Here is an 18,546-nt window from a genome sequence, read left to right on the forward strand (position 1 = left end):
GCGTCGGCGTCGTCCTGGGTGGGACAGGCGACCCGGACGATCTGGCAGCCGGACGCGGTGAGCTCGGCGATCTGCTGCAGGGTGGCGCCGATGTCCGACGTACGGGTCGTCGTCATCGACTGCACCGACACCGGGGCCCCGCCCCCGACCGCCACCGGCCCGACCTGGATCCGCCGCGACTCACGCCGCGACGCCACCGGCCGGACCGGCATCCCGGGGACGCCCAGGGAGATGGCGGTCATGCCGTCACTCCCGGTTCCCGCTGACGGTCTCGCGCATGGCGCGCAGGGACTCCTTCAGCGAGCCCATGGTGGCGAGGACGGCGGTGGGCTCGTAGCCACAGTGCGCCATGCAGTTGGCGCAGCGCGGGTCCTTGCCGCGCCCGTACTTGTCCCAGTCCGTCTCCTCGATCAGCTCGCGGTACGTCGGCACGTACCCGTCGCTCATCAGGTAGCAGGGCCTCTGCCAGCCGAAGAGCGAGTAGTTGGGGATGGCCCACGCCGTGCACGGGAAGTCGACCTTGCCCTCGAGGAAGTCGAGGAACAGGGGCGAGTGGTTGAGCCGCCAGCGCCGCCGGTTGCCGCCCGAGAAGGCCTTCTTGAACAGCTCCCGGGTCTGCTCCACACCGAGGAAGTGCTCCTGGTCGGGAGCCTTCTCGTAGGCGTAGGCGGGCGAGATCATCATCTCGTCGACCTTGAGGTCGTCGTTGAGGAAGTTGAGCACCTCGATGATGGTCTGCGGGGTGTCGGTGTTGAAGAAGGTCGAGTTGGTGGTCACCCGGAAGCCGCGCCGCTTGGCCTCCTTGATGGCCGCCACGGCCTCGTCGAACACGCCCTCCTTGGCCACCGACTCGTCGTGCCGCTCCCGCAGCCCGTCGATGTGCACGGCGAAGGCGAAGTAGGGAGAGGGCTTGAACTTGTCCATCTTCTTGCGCAGCAGCATCGCGTTGGTGCAGAGGAAGACGTACTTCCTCTTCGCCACCAGCTGCCGCACGATCTCGTCCATCTGGGGGTGCATCAGGGGCTCGCCGCCCGCGATCGACACCATCGGCGCGCCGGACTCCAGTACCGCGCCCACGGCCTGGGCGACCGGCATGCGCTGTTTGAGCACTCCCGCCGGATGCTGGATCTTGCCGCAGCCCTCGCACTTGAGGTTGCAGGCGAAGAGGGGTTCCAGCTCGACAATGAGCGGGAACTTGTCCCGCTTGCGGAGCTTCTGTTCAACCAGATATGTAGCGACCTTGATGGACTGGCGCAGCGGCATGGCCATGTGGCTCACCTCCGGGGGAGCAGAACATTACGGTGCCATTCGAAAAAAGCAGGCAGGACGGAGCGAAGAACGCGGAAAGCCGATATTCCACCGCGTACCGTGCCGATCCGGACGAGTTCATGTTCAGGAGCGTCCACGACCACCCGTACGGCCGCAACCGGGCGCAGCTCAGCGCGCACGGCGCTCAGAAGGGTGGCCGCCGACTCCATGTCGACGGCGATCGCGCCGGTCGCGAGCAGGTCGGCCCGCTCATGACCGCGAACGACGTGGTCGGAGCCGGTGAGGGGGCCGGTGTGGACGGTGCGCCCGGGCAGGGTGCGCACGAGCTCCTTGACGAGCAGTTCGGTGCCGACGCAGGGGACACTGCCGCGCGGGTCGCGGGTCTCCTCGGCGACGACGAGGTCACCAGGGTGCATGCCGGGGGCCAGCCCGGCGCAGAACCCGGTGGCCAGAACGGCCGCCCCGCCGAACACCGGGTCGGCCAGGACGCGGGTGACGGCACGCTCCGCCGCCTTGGGTCCCATGCCCGTCCGCAGGACGGTGACCGGCCCGTCGGCTCCGCCGCGGTCGCCCATGCGCAGGGCGAGGTGCTCGATGCCGAGCGCGCAGGCGATCAGCAGCGGGGCCGGGACGGGCGGCGTGTTCATCAGCTCCCCTCGGCCTCGGTGGCGGCCGCGTGCGTGGCGGGCTTCTTGCTGAACGGCTCTCCGTGGACGTACCGGCCGAGCGCGGTCAACGGGAAGACCTGCCGGTAGAGGTGGTAGTTGATCGAGAAGTCCCACGGGAAGCCGGTGCCGGTGAAGTAGGGCTCGTCCCAGGAGCCGTCCTCCCGCTGCGTCTGCGCCAGCCAGGCGACACCCCGCTCGACCGCCTTGGAGTCCTTCTCCCCGGCCGCCAGCAGCGCCATCAGCGCCCATGCCGTCTGCGAGGCCGTCGAGGCGCCCCGGGCGCTCCAGCGGGCGGCGTCCTGGTAGGAGCGCAGGTCCTCGCCCCAGCCACCGTCGTCGTTCTGTACCCGCTCCAGCCAGCCGACCGCCCGCCGGATCGCGGGGTGCTTGCCGGGCATCCCCGCGGCGGTGAGGGCGGGCACCACCGACCCCGTGCCGTAGACGTAGTTGACGCCCCAGCGTCCGAACCACGACCCGTCCGGCTCCTGTTCGGCCAGCAGCCACTCGATCCCGCGCCGGGTGCGCGGGTCGTGCGAGAGCCCCTCGATCGCCAGCATCTCGACGACGTGCGCGGTGACGTCGGCGGACGGCGGGTCGATGACCTCGCCGAAGTCGCAGAACGGCAGCCGGTTGGGGAACGGGCTGGTGTTGTCGACGTCGAAGGCGCCCCAGGCCCCGTTCCTCGACTGCATCCCGAGGTTCCAGCGCACTCCGCGTGCGATGGCCCGGTCCATCCGCTCCTGGTCGTGGTGCTTGACGCGGCGCAGCGCGAGGACGACCTCGGCGGTGTCGTCGATGTCGGGGTAGTTGTCGTTGTGGAACTCGAAGGCCCATCCGCCGGGCGGGAGCTGTGGTCTGCGCACGGACCAGTCGCCGGGCCGGACGACCTGCTCGCCGAGCATCCAGTCGGCGGCCTTGACCAGTTGCGGGTGGTCGGCGGGAAGTCCGGCGTCGGCGAGCGCGATGGTCGCCAGACAGGTGTCCCACACCGGCGACTGACAGGCCTCGATCATCCGTGCGCCGTCCTCGCGCCACACGGTGTAGCGGTCGAGGGACTCCAACCCGGCCCGCATCACCGGGTGTTCGAGGTCGTAGCCGAGCAGGTGCAGGGCGATCACCGAGTACACGGCGGGCGGCTGGATCCCTCCCCAGCAGCCGTCGTTCTCCTGCCGCTCGATGATCCAGCGGGCGGCGGAGTTCAGTGCCGCCTTGCGCAGCCTGCGCACCGCCACCGACCGGTAGCCGCGCACCACCTTGTCGAGCCGCTGGAAGAGTCCGTCCCAACTGTTCACCGGGGCGAGGGGCTTGGGCGGGTTGGGGTTGGAGGGGTCGGCGTGCAGCTCGTCGAGCGGGAACGGCGCCGGACGCACCGGTCGCTTCGCCGACACGACGGTGAGCGGCACGATCGTCTGCCGTGCCCAGCAGCCGAAGTTGTAGATGCTCAACGGAAACCATTTAGGAAAGAACAAGAGTTCCGGCGGGAGTTCGGGCAGATCTTCCCACTTCCACCAGCCGAACAGGGCCAGCCAGATCCGGGTGAAGACACGGGCGGAGGCGATGCCACCCTGTTCGCGGACCCACCCGGAGGCCCGGCGCATGTGAGTCGCGTCCGGCTCGTCGCCCGCCAGCCGCAGGGCGACATACGCCTCGATGGTGGCGGAGAGGTCGGGTGGGCCGCCGTAGAACGTGGCCCATGTCCCGTCCTCGCGCTGCTCGCCGCGGACGAAGAGCGCGGCGGCGTGGGTGGTGGCCTCGTCGCGGATACCCAGGAACTGACGGAGCAGCAGGTCCTCGGCGTCCATCGTGACGTTCGTCTCGAGGTCGCCCTTCCACCAGCCTTCGGCGTCCTGCGCGGCGAGCAGATGGTCGGTGGCGCGTTGCATCGCACGTGCGGCGGCTTCTTGTACCCCGGCCGGCACGGGGATGGTGATGTGGGTTTCGCTGGCCGCGGCAGCGCGGGGCGGCAGAGCCCCGGTGCTTCCGTCGGTCGTCGCTGTCATGGCTTCCCCTTCGTGCAGTGTGCATGGCGTTGCGTCTGCTGTGGGTCCGCCGTCGGCCGGTGCTCTCTCCTCGCACACCGGCCGGCGACTACGCGAGGGCTATTCGACCGATAGGGATCATCTCTTTCGTACGACGACGAAGTCGGCGAGCGCCGTGAAGCGGTCCCGCACCTGCTCGGGCATGTCGACGGCGTCCAGGGCGTCCAGGGCGACGGCGTGCTGGCGGCGCGCCTCCTCGGCGGTCCAGTCCCGGCCGCCGGCCTCCTCGATCAGCGCCGCGCGGGCCGCGAACTCCCCCTCGGAGAAGGTGTCGAACTCGCTGCTCTTGGCGTCGGCGGCGAGGATCTCCCCGAGCCGCTCGGAGGCCGAACCGCCCGCCGCGAGCGCGGCCACCACCGGCAGGGACTTCTTGCGCTGGCGCAGATCGCTCCAGGTCTGCTTGCCGGTGGCCCCCGGGTCGCCCCAGATGCCGAGGAGGTCGTCGACGGCCTGGAAGGCCAGGCCGAGGTGGTAGCCGTACTTCTCCAGGGCGTCGGCGGTGTGCCCGTCGGCACCGCCGAGCACGGCGCCGATGGAACTGGCGCAGGCCAGCAGGGCTCCGGTCTTGTTGCCCTCCATCTCCAGGCACTCCTCGACGCTGACCCGGTCGCGGTGCTCGTAGGAGATGTCCTGGGCCTGCCCGTCGATGAGGGCACGGGTGGCGACGGTCAGGCGGTGCGTCGCGCGGGCCGCTTCGGCCGTGCCGAGTTCGAGGAGGATCTCGCCCGCCAGCGCGAAGAGTGCGTCGCCGACCAGGATCGCCTGGGCGGGGCCGTGCACCTTCCAGACGGTGTCGCGGTGCCTGCGCTGCTCGTCGCCGTCCATCAGGTCGTCGTGCAGCAGCGAGAAGTTGTGGACCAGTTCGACGGCGACCGCGCCGGGGACGCCGACCTCGGGAGCGGATCCGGTGACCTCGGCGGACAGCACGGCGAGAGCGGGGCGCACGGCCTTGCCGCCGTCGCCGGCGGTCGGGTTGCCCTGGGCGTCGATCCAGCCGAAGTGGTAGGCGGCGACCGTGTCCATGGGCGGCGCCAGACGGTCCACGGCCGCCCGCAGCACCGGTGTGGCCAGGGTGCGGCCACGCTCCAGGAGCGCGGTGACGTCCACCGCGGTCCTCCGAGCGGCCGGCGTGGCCGGGGGCACAGTGGGCACAGTTTCTCCTCTTGTTGCGGTGCTGGAGAGGGTGCGGGGGTGTGCCGAGCCGTGCTGATCGAGCATCAGGCCGCCTCCTCGAACTCGAAGAGGTGGCGGGGGCGGGGCCGGCCCAGGGCGCTCAGTGCGGCGTCCGCCGCACTCACACCGCTGCGGACCGCACTCTCCATGGTCGCGGGCCACCCTGTGGCGGTCCACGCTCCGGCCAGGTACAGGCCGGGGGCTTCGGTGCGGGCGCCGGGCCGAAGGCGCCCGACGCCGGGGGCGGGGGCGAACGTCGCCGTGCGCTCCCGGGTCACGAAGAAGTCCCTCACCTCGGCGCCGCGCGTGCCGGGCAGCAGCCGCTCCAGTTCGGGCAGATAGCGCTCACGCAGGGCGGCGACGGGTTCGTCGATCTCGTCCTGCGCGGCGGACTGGGACAGGGCTAGGTACTGGCCCTCGCGCAGCCCGGAGGCGCCGGTGCGGTCGAAGACCCACTGCACAGGCGTGCCGAGGGCCGCGAAGAACGGCTTGTCGAGCACCTTGCGGTGGTAGACGACGTGCACGTTCAGGATGGGCGCGGTGCCGATCTCCAGCAGCCGCTCGGGGTCGTCGAGCGCCCCTTCGGGCAGCAGGTCGTACGCCTCGCGCTGCGGGACGGCGAGGACGACCGTGTCCGCGCGGAGCGTTTCGCCGGGAACCTGAACGCTCCACGTCCCGTTCCCGTCAAGAGAGAGGGAGGTGACGCGTGTACGGACCTCGGTACGCACGCCCGCGGAGTCGAGCGCCTTGCGGGCGAGCCGGTCGTGCAGTTCGCCCAGCGGGACATGCGCCCAGCCGATGTCGGCGGCGCCCGGGTCGGACAGCAGACCGGTCTTGAACACCATCGCGGCGAGCCCCAGCGAGGAGTCGCCCGCGACCGCGTTGAGGGTGGCGACCCCGACCAGGTCCCAGAGGGCCTCGATGGCGCGTGCCGACTGACCGTGCGCGGTCAGCCAGCTGCCGAAGTCCTGCGTGTCCAGGGCCGGATCGGCGAGGTCGAGCCCCTTGAGCGCGAGCGCGGCACGGCCCACCCTGGCGCGTTCGGCGAGCGAGAGATGCGGATACGTGGCGAGGCTGCGTCCCAGATGCAGGGGTACGGGCAGCGCGTCGCGCCGCAGTCTGCCGAGCCGCCGTCCCTCGGGCCTGCCGAGGTCGACGACGGGCACGTCGAGACGATCCTGCAACGGTGCCAGCGCGCTGCCCTCGATGCGGTCGAGGAACCAGCGGTAGGCGGTGCAGCAGCGCAGGTACACGTGCTGTCCGTTGTCGACGGTCAGTTCGCCGCGCTGGAAGGAGAAGGCCAGGCCGCCCAGCCGGGGCCGGCCTTCGAGCAGGCAGACGCGTACGCCGGCGTCGGCGAGCGCGAGCGCGGCCGTCACGCCGGCGAGCCCGCCCCCGACGACCACGGCGGTACGGCCTGCGAAGCCGGACGCCTGCGAGGCGTCCGCGAGCTGCTCGTCGTTCATCCTGCACCCTCCCGTGCGGGCCGACCATGGTGTTTGAATGCTGCACCGCTGGCCGTCGCAGTCAGGGACGCCGCGCCGCACCGGAGGGTTGCGTGCCGCTTTTCGCCGGTGGAATCACCTTGGCCCACCTTGTCACCCGTCGCGTCCATCAGGTGTGCCTCCTGACGGTCTGCCGCGACACATGCCGGGCGTCCAGACCGGACAGGCCCCGTACGGCGACGTAGGCCTTCTCCCGTCCGGGCAGCGAGACCCGGCCGCGCAGCACCGCCTCGGGGTCGCGCTCGATGCGGTCGAGGAGACGACGGTAGATGCCGGCCATGGCGGCGACACAGGCGCCGCTGCGCCGGTCGAGCATGGGGAGCAGGCGGTAACCCTCGGCGAACAGGGCGCGGGCCCGCCGCACCTCGAAGTGCACGAGGCCCGCGAAGTCGGAGCCGTCCGGCGGCTCCGGTCCGTCGAACCCGGCCGAGCAGCCGAATTTCGCGAGGTCGTCGGCGGGCAGATAGGTGCGGCCGCCCTCGGCATCCTCGCGGACGTCTCTGAGGATGTTCGTGAGCTGGAGCGCGAGCCCGAGCGTGTCGGCGTACTCCGGCGCGCGTTCGGCGCCACGCGCCCCCGGTTCGGTGCCGAACACGCCGAGCGAGAGCCGCCCGATGGCGCCCGCCACGCAGCGGCAGTACACCTTCAGGTCGTCCCAGGTCTCGTAGGCCTCGCCGCGCACGTCCATCAGCACGCCGTCGATCAGCTCGTCCAGGCCGCGCAGCGGGATCGGGAAGGCACGCGCCGTGTGCGCGAGGGCGACCGCGACGGGGTCGGTGTCGTCCTCCTCGACCTCGCCCGCGCGGACCCGGGCGAGCAGTGCCCGGGTCTCCTCGAGCCTGGCGGTCTTGACCTCGCCGTCCAACGCGCCGTCGCCGATGTCGTCGACGCGGCGCGAGAAGGCGTACAGCGCCGACATCGCGCGGCGCTTGGGCGTCGGCAGCAGCCTGATGCCGTACGCGAAGTTGCGGGCCTGCTGGCCGGTGACGGTCTCGCAGTAGCTGTAGGCGGCGAGAACCGGTGCGGACACGTGCGGTGACGACTCCACGGCCCGGATCACCCCTCTCCTCGCAGGGTCACGCCCACCTCGCGCAGCAACTGGAGCCTGCCTGGCTTGGGCGGGCCGGGAAGGACGTCGTAACCGGCGGCGGCGATCGCCTTGACCGCCGCCCTTCCCCCCGCCACGAAACCTGCCAGCAGCAGCCGCAGCCTGCCGTGAACGCTACCCACCAGGGGGGCGCCTTCATTCAGGAGATCGCGGGCGCGTTGCGCTTCGTACGCGATCAGTGCGCGCACCGACGCGCCCGCGGTCCGCGTGGCCAGGTCCGATTCCCCAACGTGGAAGCGCCTCATGTCCGCGGCGGGCAGATAGACGCGGTCGCGGCCGAGGTCCTCGGTCACGTCCTGGAGGTGTTCGACGATCTGGAGGGCGGTACAGATCGCGTCGGAGCGGCGGATCCGCTCGGGGGTGGCGGCACCGGTGACGGCGAGGACCAGGCGGCCGACGGGGTTGGCGGACAGCTCGCAGTAGGCCAGGAGGTCGTCGTAGGTCTCGTAGCGCGTGACGAGCTGGTCCTGGCGGTTGGCGGCGACCAGGCCTAGGAAGGGCTCGGGGCCGAGCGAGCGGCTGCGGACGGTCGCCTGGAGGCGGCGCAGCAGGGGATGGCGGGGCGTGCCGTCGAAGACCCGGCGCAGGTCGGTCTCGAAGGCGTCCAGCAGGGCGAGTCGGTCCTCGGCCTCGGTGGCCGACATGCCGAGCAGGCGGGCGTCGGCGCCGCCGGGGGCGAGATCGCCGTCGCCGATGTCGTCGACGAGCCGGGCGAAGCCGTACACGGCCATCAGATCGTCACGCCAGGCCCTGGGCAGGAAAAAGGGGGCCACGGGAAAGTTCTCGTCCGCGGCCTTGGCGAGCGTGCCGCGCTCCGGGTCGCCGACGCGTGGCACGGCGGGTGCCGTCATCGTCGCCCGCCCGGGGCGGGGACGGCACGGCCTGCGTCGAGCTGGGGAGTTTCCGTAGCCATCGCCGTCACATCTCCCGTTCTACACTGCCGACCTAATACACACTATTTCGGACACGCCGCCCAGCCGCTCGCGCGGTGACCCCTACGGTGGGCGCTGCGTGTTTTCGCCCCACTTGACGCGTTTCGGGAGCCGGTCCAGCTTACGTTGTACAACGCGGCGGGGTTCGCGGGGGTGTCCTGGACATCACAACAACACACCGATTGGCGTCAAGATTCCTGGGCAGGCCCGGAGTTGACGTTTCCTTTGCAGACGCAGGGCCCCACCGGACAGTTCCGGCGGGGCCCTGGCCGAATCGCACTACTTGCCCGAGAACTTCTCGTACTCCCGGATGACCTCTTCGGTCGGGCCGTCCAGGCGCAGTTCGCCCCGCTCCAGCCACAGGACCCGGTCGCAGGTGTCGCGGATGGACTGGTTGCTGTGGCTGACCAGGAACACCGTGCCGGCGTGCTCGCGCAGCTCCCGCACCCGCGCCTCGGACCGTCTGCGGAACTTGGCGTCGCCGGTGGCCAGGGCCTCGTCGATCATCAGGACGTCGTGGTCCTTCGCGGCGGCGATGGAGAAGCGCAGCCGGGCCTGCATACCGGAGGAGTAGGTGCGCATCGGCAGGGTGATGAAGTCGCCCTTCTCGTTGATGCCGGAGAAGTCGACGATCTCCTGGAAGCGCTCCTTGATCTGCTCCCGGGACATCCCCATCGCCAGGCCGCCGAGGGTGACGTTGCGCTCGCCCGTGAGGTCGTTCATCAGGGCCGCGTTGACGCCGAGCAGCGAGGGCTGGCCGTCGGTGTAGACCTTGCCGCTCTCGGGCGGCAGCAGACCGGCGATGGCGCGCAGCAGCGTGGACTTGCCCGAGCCGTTGGAGCCGATCAGACCGATGGCCTCGCCGCGGTGGGCGACGAAGGAGACGCCGCGCACGGCGTGCACCTTGCGCACCCCGCGAGTCGTCTCGTCGGAACCGCGCTTGACGATGCGGCTGAGCGCGGCGGTGGCGCTGCCCCTGCCGCTCTTGGCGCCGTTGACCCGGTAGACGATGTGCACGTCGTCGGCGATGACGGTCGGGACCCGTTGCCCCGGGAGCGGCTCAACCACGGCCGTACCTCTCCTCCGCCTGCCAGAAGTACACGAAGCCGCCGAGGGCGAAGAGCACGGCCCAGCCGCCCGCGACCGCCCAGACGTGCGCGGGGAGGTTCTCGGCGCCGTACTCCTCGATGAGCGCGAAGCGCATCAGGTCCATGTAGATGGCGGCCGGGTTCCACTGGAGGACGTTGGCCACCCACTGCGGCTTGTCCGCGAGGAAGACGGGGATGGAGAACATCACGCCGGACGCGTACATCCACGTCCGCATCACGAACGGCATCAGCTGCGCCAGGTCCGGGGTCTTCGCGCCGGCCCGGGCGAAGATCAGCGCCAGACCGGAGTTGAAGCAGAACTGGAGGGCGAGGATCGGGACGATCAGCGCCCAGGAGGCGTCCGGGTAGCTGCCGAAGCCGATCACCACCAGGAACAGCACCAGCATCGAGTACAGCAGCTGCTGGAGTTGCTGGAGAGCGAACGAGATCGGCAGCGAGGCACGCGGGAAGTGCAGGGCGCGGACCAGGCCGAGGTTGCCCGAGATCGCCCGGACGCCGGTCATCACCGAGCTCTGCGTGAACATGAACACGAAGACGCCCGTGACGAGGAAGGGGATGTACACCTCCTTCGTCATGCCGCGGCCGGCGTTGAGGAGCAGGCCGAAGATCATGAAGTACACGGCCGCGTTCAGCAGCGGCGTGGCCACCTGCCACAGCTGGCCGAGCTTGGCCTGGCTGTACTGGGATGCCAGTTTCGCCCGGGAGAACGCCATGATGAAGTGCCGGCGTCCCCAGAGCTGCCGGACGTACTCCCGCAGCGCAGGCCGGGCGCCGCTCACGGCCAGCCCGTACTTGGCGGCCAGCTGCGCCGCCGTGAGGCCCTCGTCGGGCGACGGAGGCGCAGTCACCACGACTCCGACGTCATGCGTTGTCTCACTCACAAGTAGGAACTTTCGTCTTCGGGATGCGCAGCCTTGACGAGGCCGGCATGAGCCGGGGGGCCCGCGGTAAGGCCCGGGGTGCCCTCAGGGACGAGCTTGTCAGATCACCGGGGGCCGGCCCAGTCGGGTCAGCCGCCACACCGTACGCCACTTCATGGGTTTACGAGGTCCGCACGGAGTGCTCCAGCCTTCCCGGAAACCGCCGAACCAGGCCTTCAGCGCGGACCCCGAGGGGCGCCGTGCCAGCGTGAGCAGCAGCCAGACCCCGAGGTAGACGGGGACCAGCGGAGCGGGAAGATTGCGGCGGGCGAGCCAGACCCGGTTGCGGGCGACCATGCGGTGGTACACCGCGTGCCGCGAGGGCGCGGTCGTCGGGTGGTACAGCACCATGTCGGACCGGTAGTCGATCATCCAGCCCGCGTCGAGGGCCCGCCACGCGAGGTCGGTCTCCTCGTGGGCGTAGAAGAACTCGTCCGGGAGTCCGCCCACTTCCGCGAAGACCTTCGTACGCACGGCGTTGGCGCCCCCGAGGAAGGTGGTCACCCGGGAGGAGCGCATCGGGTCGGAGGCGCGCAGCCGGGGTACGTGGCGGCGCTGGGTGACACCGGTCTGCGGGTCGGCGATCCGGAAGCTGACGATGCCCAGCCTCGGATCGGCGTCGAAGGCCCGGCGGCACAGCTCGGCCGTGTCGTGGTGGGCCAGCAGACCGTCGTCGTCCAGGAACAGCAGGACGTCGACGTCGCGGCCACTGGGGCCGAAGGCCTCGATGCCGACGTTGCGGCCGCCGGGGATGCCGAGGTTCTCGGGCAGTTCGATCGTCCTGACGCCCTCGGGGACGTCCGGGACGGGCGAGCCGTTGCCGACCACGACCACCTCGACCCGCTCGCCGTCCTGCTTGGCGATCGAGTCGAGCAGGGCCCTCAGCTCGTCGGGGCGGTTGCCCATGGTGATGACGACGGCGCCGACCTTGCCGGGCGCGCTCACTTCAGCCTGCTCGACGCGAGGATGGACACCAGGTGCAGCAGAGTCTGGAGCAGCGCGATGCCGGCCAGGACGGCGACCCCGAGCCGGGAGAAGAACAGGTCGCCGCGCACCTGGTCGACGACCGCCAGGACCAGGATCAGCAGGGACGCCTCGATGCCGAGGATCAGCCGGTGGAACTGGAGCGCCGAGGCGGCCCGGCGGGCCAGCGCCATGCCGGAGGAACGGGGTTCGGACGCCGCTTCCTTGACCGGCGGCAGGCCGCCCTGGTGCCGGGCGACGCCGACGAGGTCGGTCTCGGCCTTGATCAGGATCGCGCCGAGCGCGGCCAGCGTGCCGAGGAAGGCCCAGAGCCAGTCGATCCGCCCGGTGCCCCACAGATCGGCGGCGCGCAGGCCGAAGCCGACGAGGACGGCGGCGTCGGTGAGATACGCCCCGACCCGGTCCAGATAGACCCCGCCGAGCGAGTACTGCTTCTTCCAGCGGGCGATCTCGCCGTCGACGCAGTCCAGCAGCAGGTACATCTGGACGCACACCACGCCGAGCACCGCGCCCGTGATCCCCGGCACCAGCAGGGCCGGGGCCGCGAGCACTCCGAAGACGGTCATCAGGTACGTGAGCTGGTTGGGCGTGACCCTGGTGTTGACCAGGTAGCGGTCGACCCGCAGGGACACCTCACGCATGTAGAGGCGTCCCATCCAGTGCTCACCGCTGCGCCGGTCCTTCACCCCCGGGGGGTGGACGACCGGTCTGAGTTCAGCTACCGATGGCCTTGACATAGTCGGCGTAGATGTCCTTGATCTGTTCGGTCTTGAGGTCGAGGTGTTCGAGGATCGTGTAACGGCCGGGCCTGGTCTCGGGAGCGAACTCCACCGCGCGGACGAACTCGTCCACCGTGAAGCCGATCTCCTCGGGCAGGACCGGGAGTCCGTGCCGGCGCAGCACCTGGGCCATGTAGGCCGACTCCTCGTGGGCCCCGCGCAGGTACATCGCGAAGGTCGCGCCGAGTCCGCACTGCTCGCCGTGGGCGGCCGCCCGCTTGGGGAAGAGCAGGTCGAAGGCGTGGTTGATCTCGTGGCACGCGCCGGAGGACGGGCGGGAGTCGCCCGACACCGACATCGCGACACCGCTGAGCACCAGCGCCTCGGCCAGCACCTGGAGGAAGTCGGTGTCGCCGATGCCGCCCGGGTGGCGCAGCACCGCCTCGCCGGCCTGCCGGGCGATGGCGGCGGCGAGGCCGTCGATCTTCTCGCCCTTGATCCGGTTGGCGAGCTCCCAGTCCGCGATGGCGGAGATGTTGGAGACGGCGTCGCCGATGCCGGCCCGCACATAGCGGACCGGGGCCTCGCGGATGACGTCCAGGTCGATCACGACGGCGATCGGGTTCGGCACCCCGTAGGAGCCGCGCCCCGCGTCGTTGTCGAGAGTGGCGACCGGCGAGCACAGACCGTCGTGCGCGAGGTTCGTCGGCACGGCGACCAGCGGGAGGCCGACCCGTGCCGCGGCGAACTTGGCGCAGTCGATGATCTTGCCGCCGCCCAGGCCGACGACCGCGTCGAAGTGGCCGGCCTTTATGTCGGTGGCCAGCTGGACGGCGTCGTCGAGGGTTCCGCCGCCGACCTCGTACCAGGTGGCGCCGGGCAGGGCCGGGGTGAGGCGCTCGCGCAGCCGGGCGCCCGAGCCACCGCTGACGGCGATGGCGAGCTTGCCCGAGTGCGAGATGCGCTCGTCGGCCAGGACCCCGACCAGGTCGTCGAGGGCACCCGGGCGGATGTCGACGACGACCGGTGAGGGGATCAGCCGGGTCAGTACTGGCATGCGATCTCCCGTCCACGGGCGAGATCGTCGTGGTTGTCGATCTCGACCCACTTGACGTCGCCGATCGGCGCCACGTCGATGCGGAAGCCCCGGTTCACCAGTTCCTGGTACCCGTGCTCGTAGAACTGCTGCGGGTCGGTCTCCCACACGGCCTTGAGGGCATCGGCCAGTTCGGGGGCCGCGTCGCCCTCGATGAGGGTGACGCCGATGTACTCGCCGGTGGCCTCGGCCGGGTCCATCAGCTTGGTGATCTTCGTCATGCCCTTCTCGGGGTCGACGACGACCTTCATCTCCTCGTCCGCGAGGGACTTCACGGTGTCGAGGGCGAGGATGATCCGCCGGCCCTCGCCACGGGCGGCGAGCAGCGTCCGCTCGACGGAGACCGGGTGGACCGTGTCGCCGTTGGCGAGGATCACACCGTCCTTGAGGGCGTCACGGCCGCACCACAGGGAGTAGGCGTTGTTCCACTCCTCGGCCTTGTCGTTGTCGATGAGGGTGAGCTTGAGGCCGTACTTCGCCTCCAGCGCGGCCTTGCGCTCGTACACGGCCTCCTTGCGGTAGCCGACGATGACCGCGACCTCGGTCAGACCGATCTCGGCGAAGTTCCCGAGCGTCAGGTCCAGCACCGTGGGCTCGCCCTCTATACCCGCGGGCCCCACCGGCACCAGCGCCTTGGGCAGGCTGTCGGTGTAGGGGCGCAGACGCCGTCCGGCGCCGGCCGCCAGCACGAGGCCGATCATGCGGGTTCTCCTTCATCGTGTACGGACGGGGCGCCTGCCCGGTGGGCGGCGACCCAGAAGCGGATGCTCTCGAAGAGCACCACCACGGCGACGACCACGGCGAGGACCGTGAGCGCGACCGTGAACTGCGAGGCGGTGAGCAGCACGGCCAGCGCGGCGACGAGCAGCGTGCGCCCGTCCTGCCCCCCGATGGCGCGCACCAGCCAGGCCGGCGGCGCTCCGGCGTCGCCGCGGATGCGGTACACCGTGTCGTAGTGATGGTAGGCGACGGCGGAGACCAGCCCGAAAGCCGCGGGAAGCGCTCCGTCCACGTCGGCCCGGGCCGCGAGGACGAGGACCGTGCAGTACTCGCCGGCCCGGAAGAGCGGCGGGACCAGCCAGTCGAGGGCGCCCTTGAGGGGGCGGAGGACGGCGTCGGCGGAGAGCAGGACGTACAGGACGGCGGCCAGCAGGAGCGAGAAGCCCGGCCCGTCGAGCGAGGCCGCGAGGACCAGCAGCAGGACGCCGACGACCGCGCCGAGCGGGGCCGGAATGCGGATGCCGGCGGGAAGCGTGCGGACCAGGAGCTCGGTGAGCGGGCCGCTGTCGGCGAGGTCCGCCAGTGCCTGGGCCGCCCGGTCCGTCCGCCTGGCCTTGCGGGTCAGTGAGCGCAGGACCCGGCCCGCCGTGGTGTAGGCCGCCGCGAACGCGCAGCCGACGAGCAGCGCGTAGAAGGTGATGCGGGGGGTGGTGGCGGCGGTGAGAACGGCGATCATGGCCCATCGTTCGCCGATGGGCAGGACTATCATCCGCCGCACCCAGACCGTCCAGCCGACGCTGTCGAGCTTGTCGGAGAGGGCGGCGGTGGGGCTGGTGTTGGCGGCGGCGTCGTGGTTGGCCTCGTTGAAGGAGAAGTCCACGACGTGCCGGCAGGTCTGGAGGACCATCGCGCCCAGCGCGAGAGCCCACACGTCGTCGCCGCCCCGGGCCGCGCCGAGCGCGAGACCCGCGTAGTAGGCGTACTCCTTGGCCCGGTCGAAGGTGGCGTCGAGCCAGGCGCCGAGCGTGGAGTACTGCAGGGAGTAGCGGGCGAGCTGGCCGTCGGTGCAGTCCAGGACGAAGGACGCGATCAGCAGGACGCCGGCCGCGACGAACCCGCCCCGGGTGCCGGTGGCGGCGCAGGCCGCCGCGATCAGCGCGGTGATCAGCGAGGCGGTGGTGACCTGGTTCGGGGTGAGGCCTCGGCGGGCGCACCAGCGGGCGAGGTAACGCGAGTAGGGGCTGATGCAGTACGTGGTGAAGAAACCGTCGCGGGCCTTCACGGCCGACTTGAGGCGGACGGCCTCGTCGTCGACGGCGGCGACGGCCTGGCGTGCCTCGTTGCGGGCCTGCGGGTCGGGGGGTACCTCCGCGACCAGGCTGCCCAGTTCGGGGCGGTGCACGTCGACGCCGTCGGCGTCGAGGGCGGTGACGACCCGGTCGGCGAGGCTGTCGACGTCCCCCACGCTCGACGTCGCTAGCGCGGGGGCACCCCCGTGGGCGGTGCCGCCGCTCGCCGAGTGCTCCCGGGCCATCGCGCGGGTCAGGGCCTGGCGGCCGGCGGGCTGCGCGGTCACCGCGCCCGGGATCGCGGCGAGCGGGAAGCGGGGGTCGGTGAGACCGAGGCGCAGCGCGTGCTCGTGACCCACGAAGCGGGCGTCCACGACGGCGACGCGCTGGTCACCGGGGACGGCGGCGAGGAGGGCCTCGGCGTCACCGGCGTCGGAGGCGGTCCGCACGTCGAAGCCGAGGGACCGCAGATCGCCCTCGATCGACGATCCGGGGACCGGCGAGCCGGTGAGGATGGCGGTCGACAACCGAACTCACTCCCTGGGTCCGGCGCGTTGACGCCGGTCATGTACATGGTGGAGGCGCCCCTGGGCCGCACCGGCGGCTTCACCGGTGGCCGCACCAGGCGGGCGGCATGTCGGCAGAGGCTATCGGATGCCGGGAAGGGCGTGTTCACCGCCCGTTGAGGCGTGATCGACCTGGTCCGACAGCACGGCTTGAACTCGGTTTGAACCGCCCTTTGCCGAGATCATCATCGGTGATCGGCGGCCCGGGGGACAAACCGCGGCGCCCGAAGCCGACATCCGGGACATTGCCTACAGGGCCGGGAGGCCGTCCCCGGTCGGCATAGGGTCTACAGCCATGACGTGGCTGATTACCGGTGGAGCCGGATACATTGGGGCGCATGTGGCACGGGTGATGACGGGGGCCGGGGAGCACGTCGTCGTACTGGACGATCTCTCCACCGGCGCCGCCGCGCGACTGGGGGCCGACGTACCGCTCGTGAGGGGTTCGGCGCTCGACGCCGGTCTGCTCGAGCGGGTCCTGGCCGAGCACGCCGTGACGGGCGTGGTGCACCTGGCCGCGCACAAGCAGGTCGGCGAGTCCGTGGCGCAGCCCACCCGCTACTACCGGGAGAACGTGGGCGGCATGGCCACCCTCCTCGACGCGGTCGCCGCGGCCGGGGTCCGGCGCTTCCTCTTCTCCTCCTCCGCCGCCGTCTACGGCAACCCGGACGTGGACCTCATCACGGAGAAGACCCCGTGCGCGCCGGTGAACCCGTACGGCGAGACCAAGCTCGCCGGGGAGTGGCTGGTCCGGGCGGCGGGGCAGGCGCACGGCATCGCCACGACCTGCCTGCGCTACTTCAACGTGGCCGGAGCGGCGGCGCCCGAACTGGCCGACACCGGGGTCTTCAACATCGTCCCGATGGTCTTCGACCGGCTCACCCGGGACGAGGCCCCGCGGATCTTCGGCGACGACTACCCGACACCGGACGGCACCACCGTCCGTGACTACATTCACGTCGCCGACCTGGCCGAGGCACATCTCGCGGCGGTCCGACGGCTGACCGCGACGGACGCGGCGGGCGATCTGACGGTGAACGTCGGCCGGGGCGTGGGCGTCTCGGTGCGCGAGCTGGTGTCCCTCATCGGCGAGGTCACCGGAGACACCCGGCCGCCGGTCGTCGAGGGGCGCAGGCCGGGGGACGCGCCGCGCGCGGTGGCCGCGGCGGACCTGGCGGCGCGGGAGCTGGGCTGGACGGCCCGACGCGATGTGCGCGAGATGATCGAGTCGGCGTGGCAGGGCTGGCTGCTGCATCACTCCTGAGCGGGTGAGGATGCCCTGACCTGCGATTCGTTTGCGCAGGTCAGGGCACATGACAACGGTGTTCAGTGCCGCGTTGCCGGGTACCCCCCACCCGTAGTTCACTGTGATCCCGGGGCAGAACGCGACGGCCCGCTACGGACCACAGAAGGGCTGCTTCCATGGGGGCTGGGCACGACCACGGCCATACGCACGCGCCGACCACCGGCACGGCCGCGGCGGCGTACCGGGGCAGGCTGCGCGTCGCGCTGTCGATCACGCTCGGCGTCATGGTGGTCGAGATCGTCGGCGGGGTGCTCGCCGACTCCCTCGCGCTGGTCGCGGACGCGGCGCACATGGCGACGGACGCGCTGGGCCTGGGCATGGCGCTGCTCGCCATCCGGTTCGCCAACCGGCCGCCGAGCGAGAACCGCACCTTCGGGCTCGCCCGCGCCGAGATCCTGGCCGCCCTCGCCAACTGTCTGCTGCTGCTCGGGGTGGGCGGCTACGTCCTGTACGAGGCGGTCCAGCGGTTCTTCACGCCGGCCGCCACCGAGGGCGGGCTGATGATCTGGTTCGGCGCGATCGGTCTGGTCGCGAACATGGTCTCCCTGTCGCTGCTGATGCGGGGACAGGCGGAGAGCCTGAACGTGCGCGGGGCGTTCCTGGAGGTGGCGGCGGACGCGCTGGGGTCGGTCGCGGTGCTGATCTCGGCGGTGGTGATCCTGACCACCGGCTGGCAGCCCGCCGACCCGATCGCCTCGCTGGTGATCGGCCTGATGATCGTGCCGCGGACCATGAAGCTGCTGCGCGAGACACTGGACGTGCTGCTGGAGTCGGCCCCCAAGGACGTCGACATGGCGGAGGTGCGGTCCCACATCCTCGCCCTGGACGGGGTGCAGGACGTCCACGATCTGCACGCGTGGACGATCACCTCCGGGATGCCGGTGCTGTCGGCGCACGTCGTGGTGCGCTCGGACGTACTGAACGCGATCGGCCACGAGAAGATGCTGCACGAGCTCCAGGGCTGTCTGGGCCACCACTTCGACGTGGAGCACTGCACCTTCCAGCTGGAGCCGAGCGGGCACGCGGAGCACGAGGCGCGGCTCTGTCACTGAGCTCGCGACCGGAGGCGCCGGGTGATCCGCACAGGCGTTCCGGACGGTTCCCCGCCTCCGGCCACGGGCAAGATCACCCACCGGGCCCCTT

18 protein-coding genes are annotated in these 18,546 nt (G+C 71.1%); 2 read left to right on the forward strand and 16 right to left on the reverse strand.

What is annotated here, in order from left to right:
- From ACIPFH_RS06400 to ACIPFH_RS06475, 16 genes are all read right to left on the reverse strand, one after another.
- Window positions 1-242, reverse strand: a 242-nt coding sequence (locus ACIPFH_RS06400; protein ID WP_401823795.1) for a flavodoxin-dependent (E)-4-hydroxy-3-methylbut-2-enyl-diphosphate synthase, incomplete at its 3' end; no start/stop codon positions are given.
- A 4-nt stretch (window positions 243-246) separates the two neighbouring features.
- Complete coding sequence (gene hpnH, locus ACIPFH_RS06405) at window positions 247-1,269, reverse strand: adenosyl-hopene transferase HpnH (RefSeq protein ID WP_401823797.1); 1,023 nt, start codon at window positions 1,267-1,269, stop codon at window positions 247-249.
- Window positions 1,270-1,274: 5 nt separating this feature from the next.
- The gene (locus tag ACIPFH_RS06410) at window positions 1,275-1,916 is read right to left on the reverse strand and encodes a 1-hydroxy-2-methyl-2-butenyl 4-diphosphate reductase (RefSeq protein WP_356256950.1); all 642 of its coding nucleotides are present in this window, start codon (window positions 1,914-1,916) and stop codon (window positions 1,275-1,277) included.
- Window positions 1,916-3,937 carry a squalene--hopene cyclase gene (shc, locus tag ACIPFH_RS06415; protein ID WP_401823799.1) on the reverse strand — a complete coding sequence of 674 codons (2,022 nt, stop codon included), beginning with the start codon at window positions 3,935-3,937 and terminating at the stop codon, window positions 1,916-1,918. The genes ACIPFH_RS06410 and shc overlap by 1 nt, the downstream gene beginning before the upstream one ends.
- A 117-nt stretch (window positions 3,938-4,054) precedes the next feature.
- Entirely contained in the window at window positions 4,055-5,083 is a 1,029-nt protein-coding gene (locus ACIPFH_RS06420; protein ID WP_401825067.1) for a polyprenyl synthetase family protein, read from the reverse strand.
- 110 nt (window positions 5,084-5,193) lie between these two features.
- A complete protein-coding gene (hpnE, locus tag ACIPFH_RS06425; RefSeq protein ID WP_401823800.1) occupies window positions 5,194-6,615 on the reverse strand; it encodes a hydroxysqualene dehydroxylase HpnE in 1,422 nt (473 codons plus the stop codon).
- A complete protein-coding gene (locus ACIPFH_RS06430; protein ID WP_356256940.1) occupies window positions 6,612-6,764 on the reverse strand; it encodes a DUF6380 family protein in 153 nt (50 codons plus the stop codon). The genes hpnE and ACIPFH_RS06430 overlap by 4 nt, the downstream gene beginning before the upstream one ends.
- Window positions 6,764-7,714: a presqualene diphosphate synthase HpnD gene (gene hpnD / locus ACIPFH_RS06435; RefSeq protein WP_401823803.1), complete on the reverse strand. Its 951-nt coding sequence runs from the start codon at window positions 7,712-7,714 to the stop codon at window positions 6,764-6,766. The genes ACIPFH_RS06430 and hpnD overlap by 1 nt, the downstream gene beginning before the upstream one ends.
- Window positions 7,711-8,613 (reverse strand): squalene synthase HpnC, encoded by a 903-nt coding sequence (hpnC, locus tag ACIPFH_RS06440; RefSeq protein ID WP_401823805.1) that lies wholly within the window; start codon window positions 8,611-8,613, stop codon window positions 7,711-7,713. Before hpnC ends, hpnD begins: the two co-directional genes overlap by 4 nt.
- A gap of 360 nt (window positions 8,614-8,973) precedes the next feature.
- Window positions 8,974-9,762 (reverse strand): ABC transporter ATP-binding protein, encoded by a 789-nt coding sequence (locus ACIPFH_RS06445; protein ID WP_401823807.1) that lies wholly within the window; start codon window positions 9,760-9,762, stop codon window positions 8,974-8,976.
- The gene (locus ACIPFH_RS06450) at window positions 9,755-10,684 is read right to left on the reverse strand and encodes an ABC transporter permease (protein ID WP_401823809.1); all 930 of its coding nucleotides are present in this window, start codon (window positions 10,682-10,684) and stop codon (window positions 9,755-9,757) included. The genes ACIPFH_RS06445 and ACIPFH_RS06450 overlap by 8 nt, the downstream gene beginning before the upstream one ends.
- 99 nt (window positions 10,685-10,783) lie before the next feature.
- Complete coding sequence (locus ACIPFH_RS06455; RefSeq protein WP_401823811.1) at window positions 10,784-11,668, reverse strand: glycosyltransferase family 2 protein; 885 nt, start codon at window positions 11,666-11,668, stop codon at window positions 10,784-10,786.
- Window positions 11,665-12,444 (reverse strand): CDP-alcohol phosphatidyltransferase family protein, encoded by a 780-nt coding sequence (locus ACIPFH_RS06460; protein WP_401823813.1) that lies wholly within the window; start codon window positions 12,442-12,444, stop codon window positions 11,665-11,667. Before ACIPFH_RS06460 ends, ACIPFH_RS06455 begins: the two co-directional genes overlap by 4 nt.
- Window positions 12,422-13,483, reverse strand: coding sequence for an iron-containing alcohol dehydrogenase family protein (locus ACIPFH_RS06465; protein ID WP_401823815.1), 1,062 nt, complete (start codon window positions 13,481-13,483; stop codon window positions 12,422-12,424). Before ACIPFH_RS06465 ends, ACIPFH_RS06460 begins: the two co-directional genes overlap by 23 nt.
- Complete coding sequence (locus ACIPFH_RS06470) at window positions 13,471-14,223, reverse strand: phosphocholine cytidylyltransferase family protein (RefSeq protein ID WP_356256916.1); 753 nt, start codon at window positions 14,221-14,223, stop codon at window positions 13,471-13,473. The genes ACIPFH_RS06465 and ACIPFH_RS06470 overlap by 13 nt, the downstream gene beginning before the upstream one ends.
- Window positions 14,220-16,058 carry a DUF5941 domain-containing protein gene (locus ACIPFH_RS06475; RefSeq protein WP_401823816.1) on the reverse strand — a complete coding sequence of 613 codons (1,839 nt, stop codon included), beginning with the start codon at window positions 16,056-16,058 and terminating at the stop codon, window positions 14,220-14,222. Before ACIPFH_RS06475 ends, ACIPFH_RS06470 begins: the two co-directional genes overlap by 4 nt.
- 334 nt (window positions 16,059-16,392) lie before the next feature.
- Between ACIPFH_RS06475 and galE the strand changes: the two genes are divergently transcribed.
- The gene (galE, locus tag ACIPFH_RS06480) at window positions 16,393-17,361 is read left to right on the forward strand and encodes a UDP-glucose 4-epimerase GalE (protein ID WP_401823818.1); all 969 of its coding nucleotides are present in this window, start codon (window positions 16,393-16,395) and stop codon (window positions 17,359-17,361) included.
- Window positions 17,362-17,519: 158 nt separating this feature from the next.
- A complete protein-coding gene (locus tag ACIPFH_RS06485) occupies window positions 17,520-18,455 on the forward strand; it encodes a cation diffusion facilitator family transporter (RefSeq protein ID WP_401823820.1) in 936 nt (311 codons plus the stop codon).
- Window positions 18,456-18,546 lie beyond the last annotated feature (91 nt).

The organism is Streptomyces sp. NPDC088157 (assembly GCF_044741545.1).
GTDB lineage: Bacteria > Actinomycetota > Actinomycetes > Streptomycetales > Streptomycetaceae > Streptomyces.

What these genes read in the sequence shown, in the direction of transcription:
- hpnH (WP_401823797.1), bottom strand. Translation starts at nt 1,269, where the DNA reads ATGGCCATGCCGCTGCGCCAGTCCATCAAGGTCGCTACATATCTGGTT.
- ACIPFH_RS06410 (WP_356256950.1), bottom strand. Translation starts at nt 1,916, where the DNA reads ATGAACACGCCGCCCGTCCCGGCCCCGCTGCTGATCGCCTGCGCGCTC.
- shc (WP_401823799.1), bottom strand. Translation starts at nt 3,937, where the DNA reads ATGACAGCGACGACCGACGGAAGCACCGGGGCTCTGCCGCCCCGCGCT.
- hpnE (WP_401823800.1), bottom strand. Translation starts at nt 6,615, where the DNA reads ATGAACGACGAGCAGCTCGCGGACGCCTCGCAGGCGTCCGGCTTCGCA.
- ACIPFH_RS06430 (WP_356256940.1), bottom strand. Translation starts at nt 6,764, where the DNA reads ATGGACGCGACGGGTGACAAGGTGGGCCAAGGTGATTCCACCGGCGAA.
- hpnC (WP_401823805.1), bottom strand. Translation starts at nt 8,613, where the DNA reads ATGACGGCACCCGCCGTGCCACGCGTCGGCGACCCGGAGCGCGGCACG.
- ACIPFH_RS06460 (WP_401823813.1), bottom strand. Translation starts at nt 12,444, where the DNA reads ATGTCAAGGCCATCGGTAGCTGAACTCAGACCGGTCGTCCACCCCCCG.
- ACIPFH_RS06465 (WP_401823815.1), bottom strand. Translation starts at nt 13,483, where the DNA reads ATGCCAGTACTGACCCGGCTGATCCCCTCACCGGTCGTCGTCGACATC.
- ACIPFH_RS06470 (WP_356256916.1), bottom strand. Translation starts at nt 14,223, where the DNA reads ATGATCGGCCTCGTGCTGGCGGCCGGCGCCGGACGGCGTCTGCGCCCC.
- galE (WP_401823818.1), top strand. Translation starts at nt 16,393, where the DNA reads ATGACGTGGCTGATTACCGGTGGAGCCGGATACATTGGGGCGCATGTG.
- ACIPFH_RS06485 (WP_401823820.1), top strand. Translation starts at nt 17,520, where the DNA reads ATGGGGGCTGGGCACGACCACGGCCATACGCACGCGCCGACCACCGGC.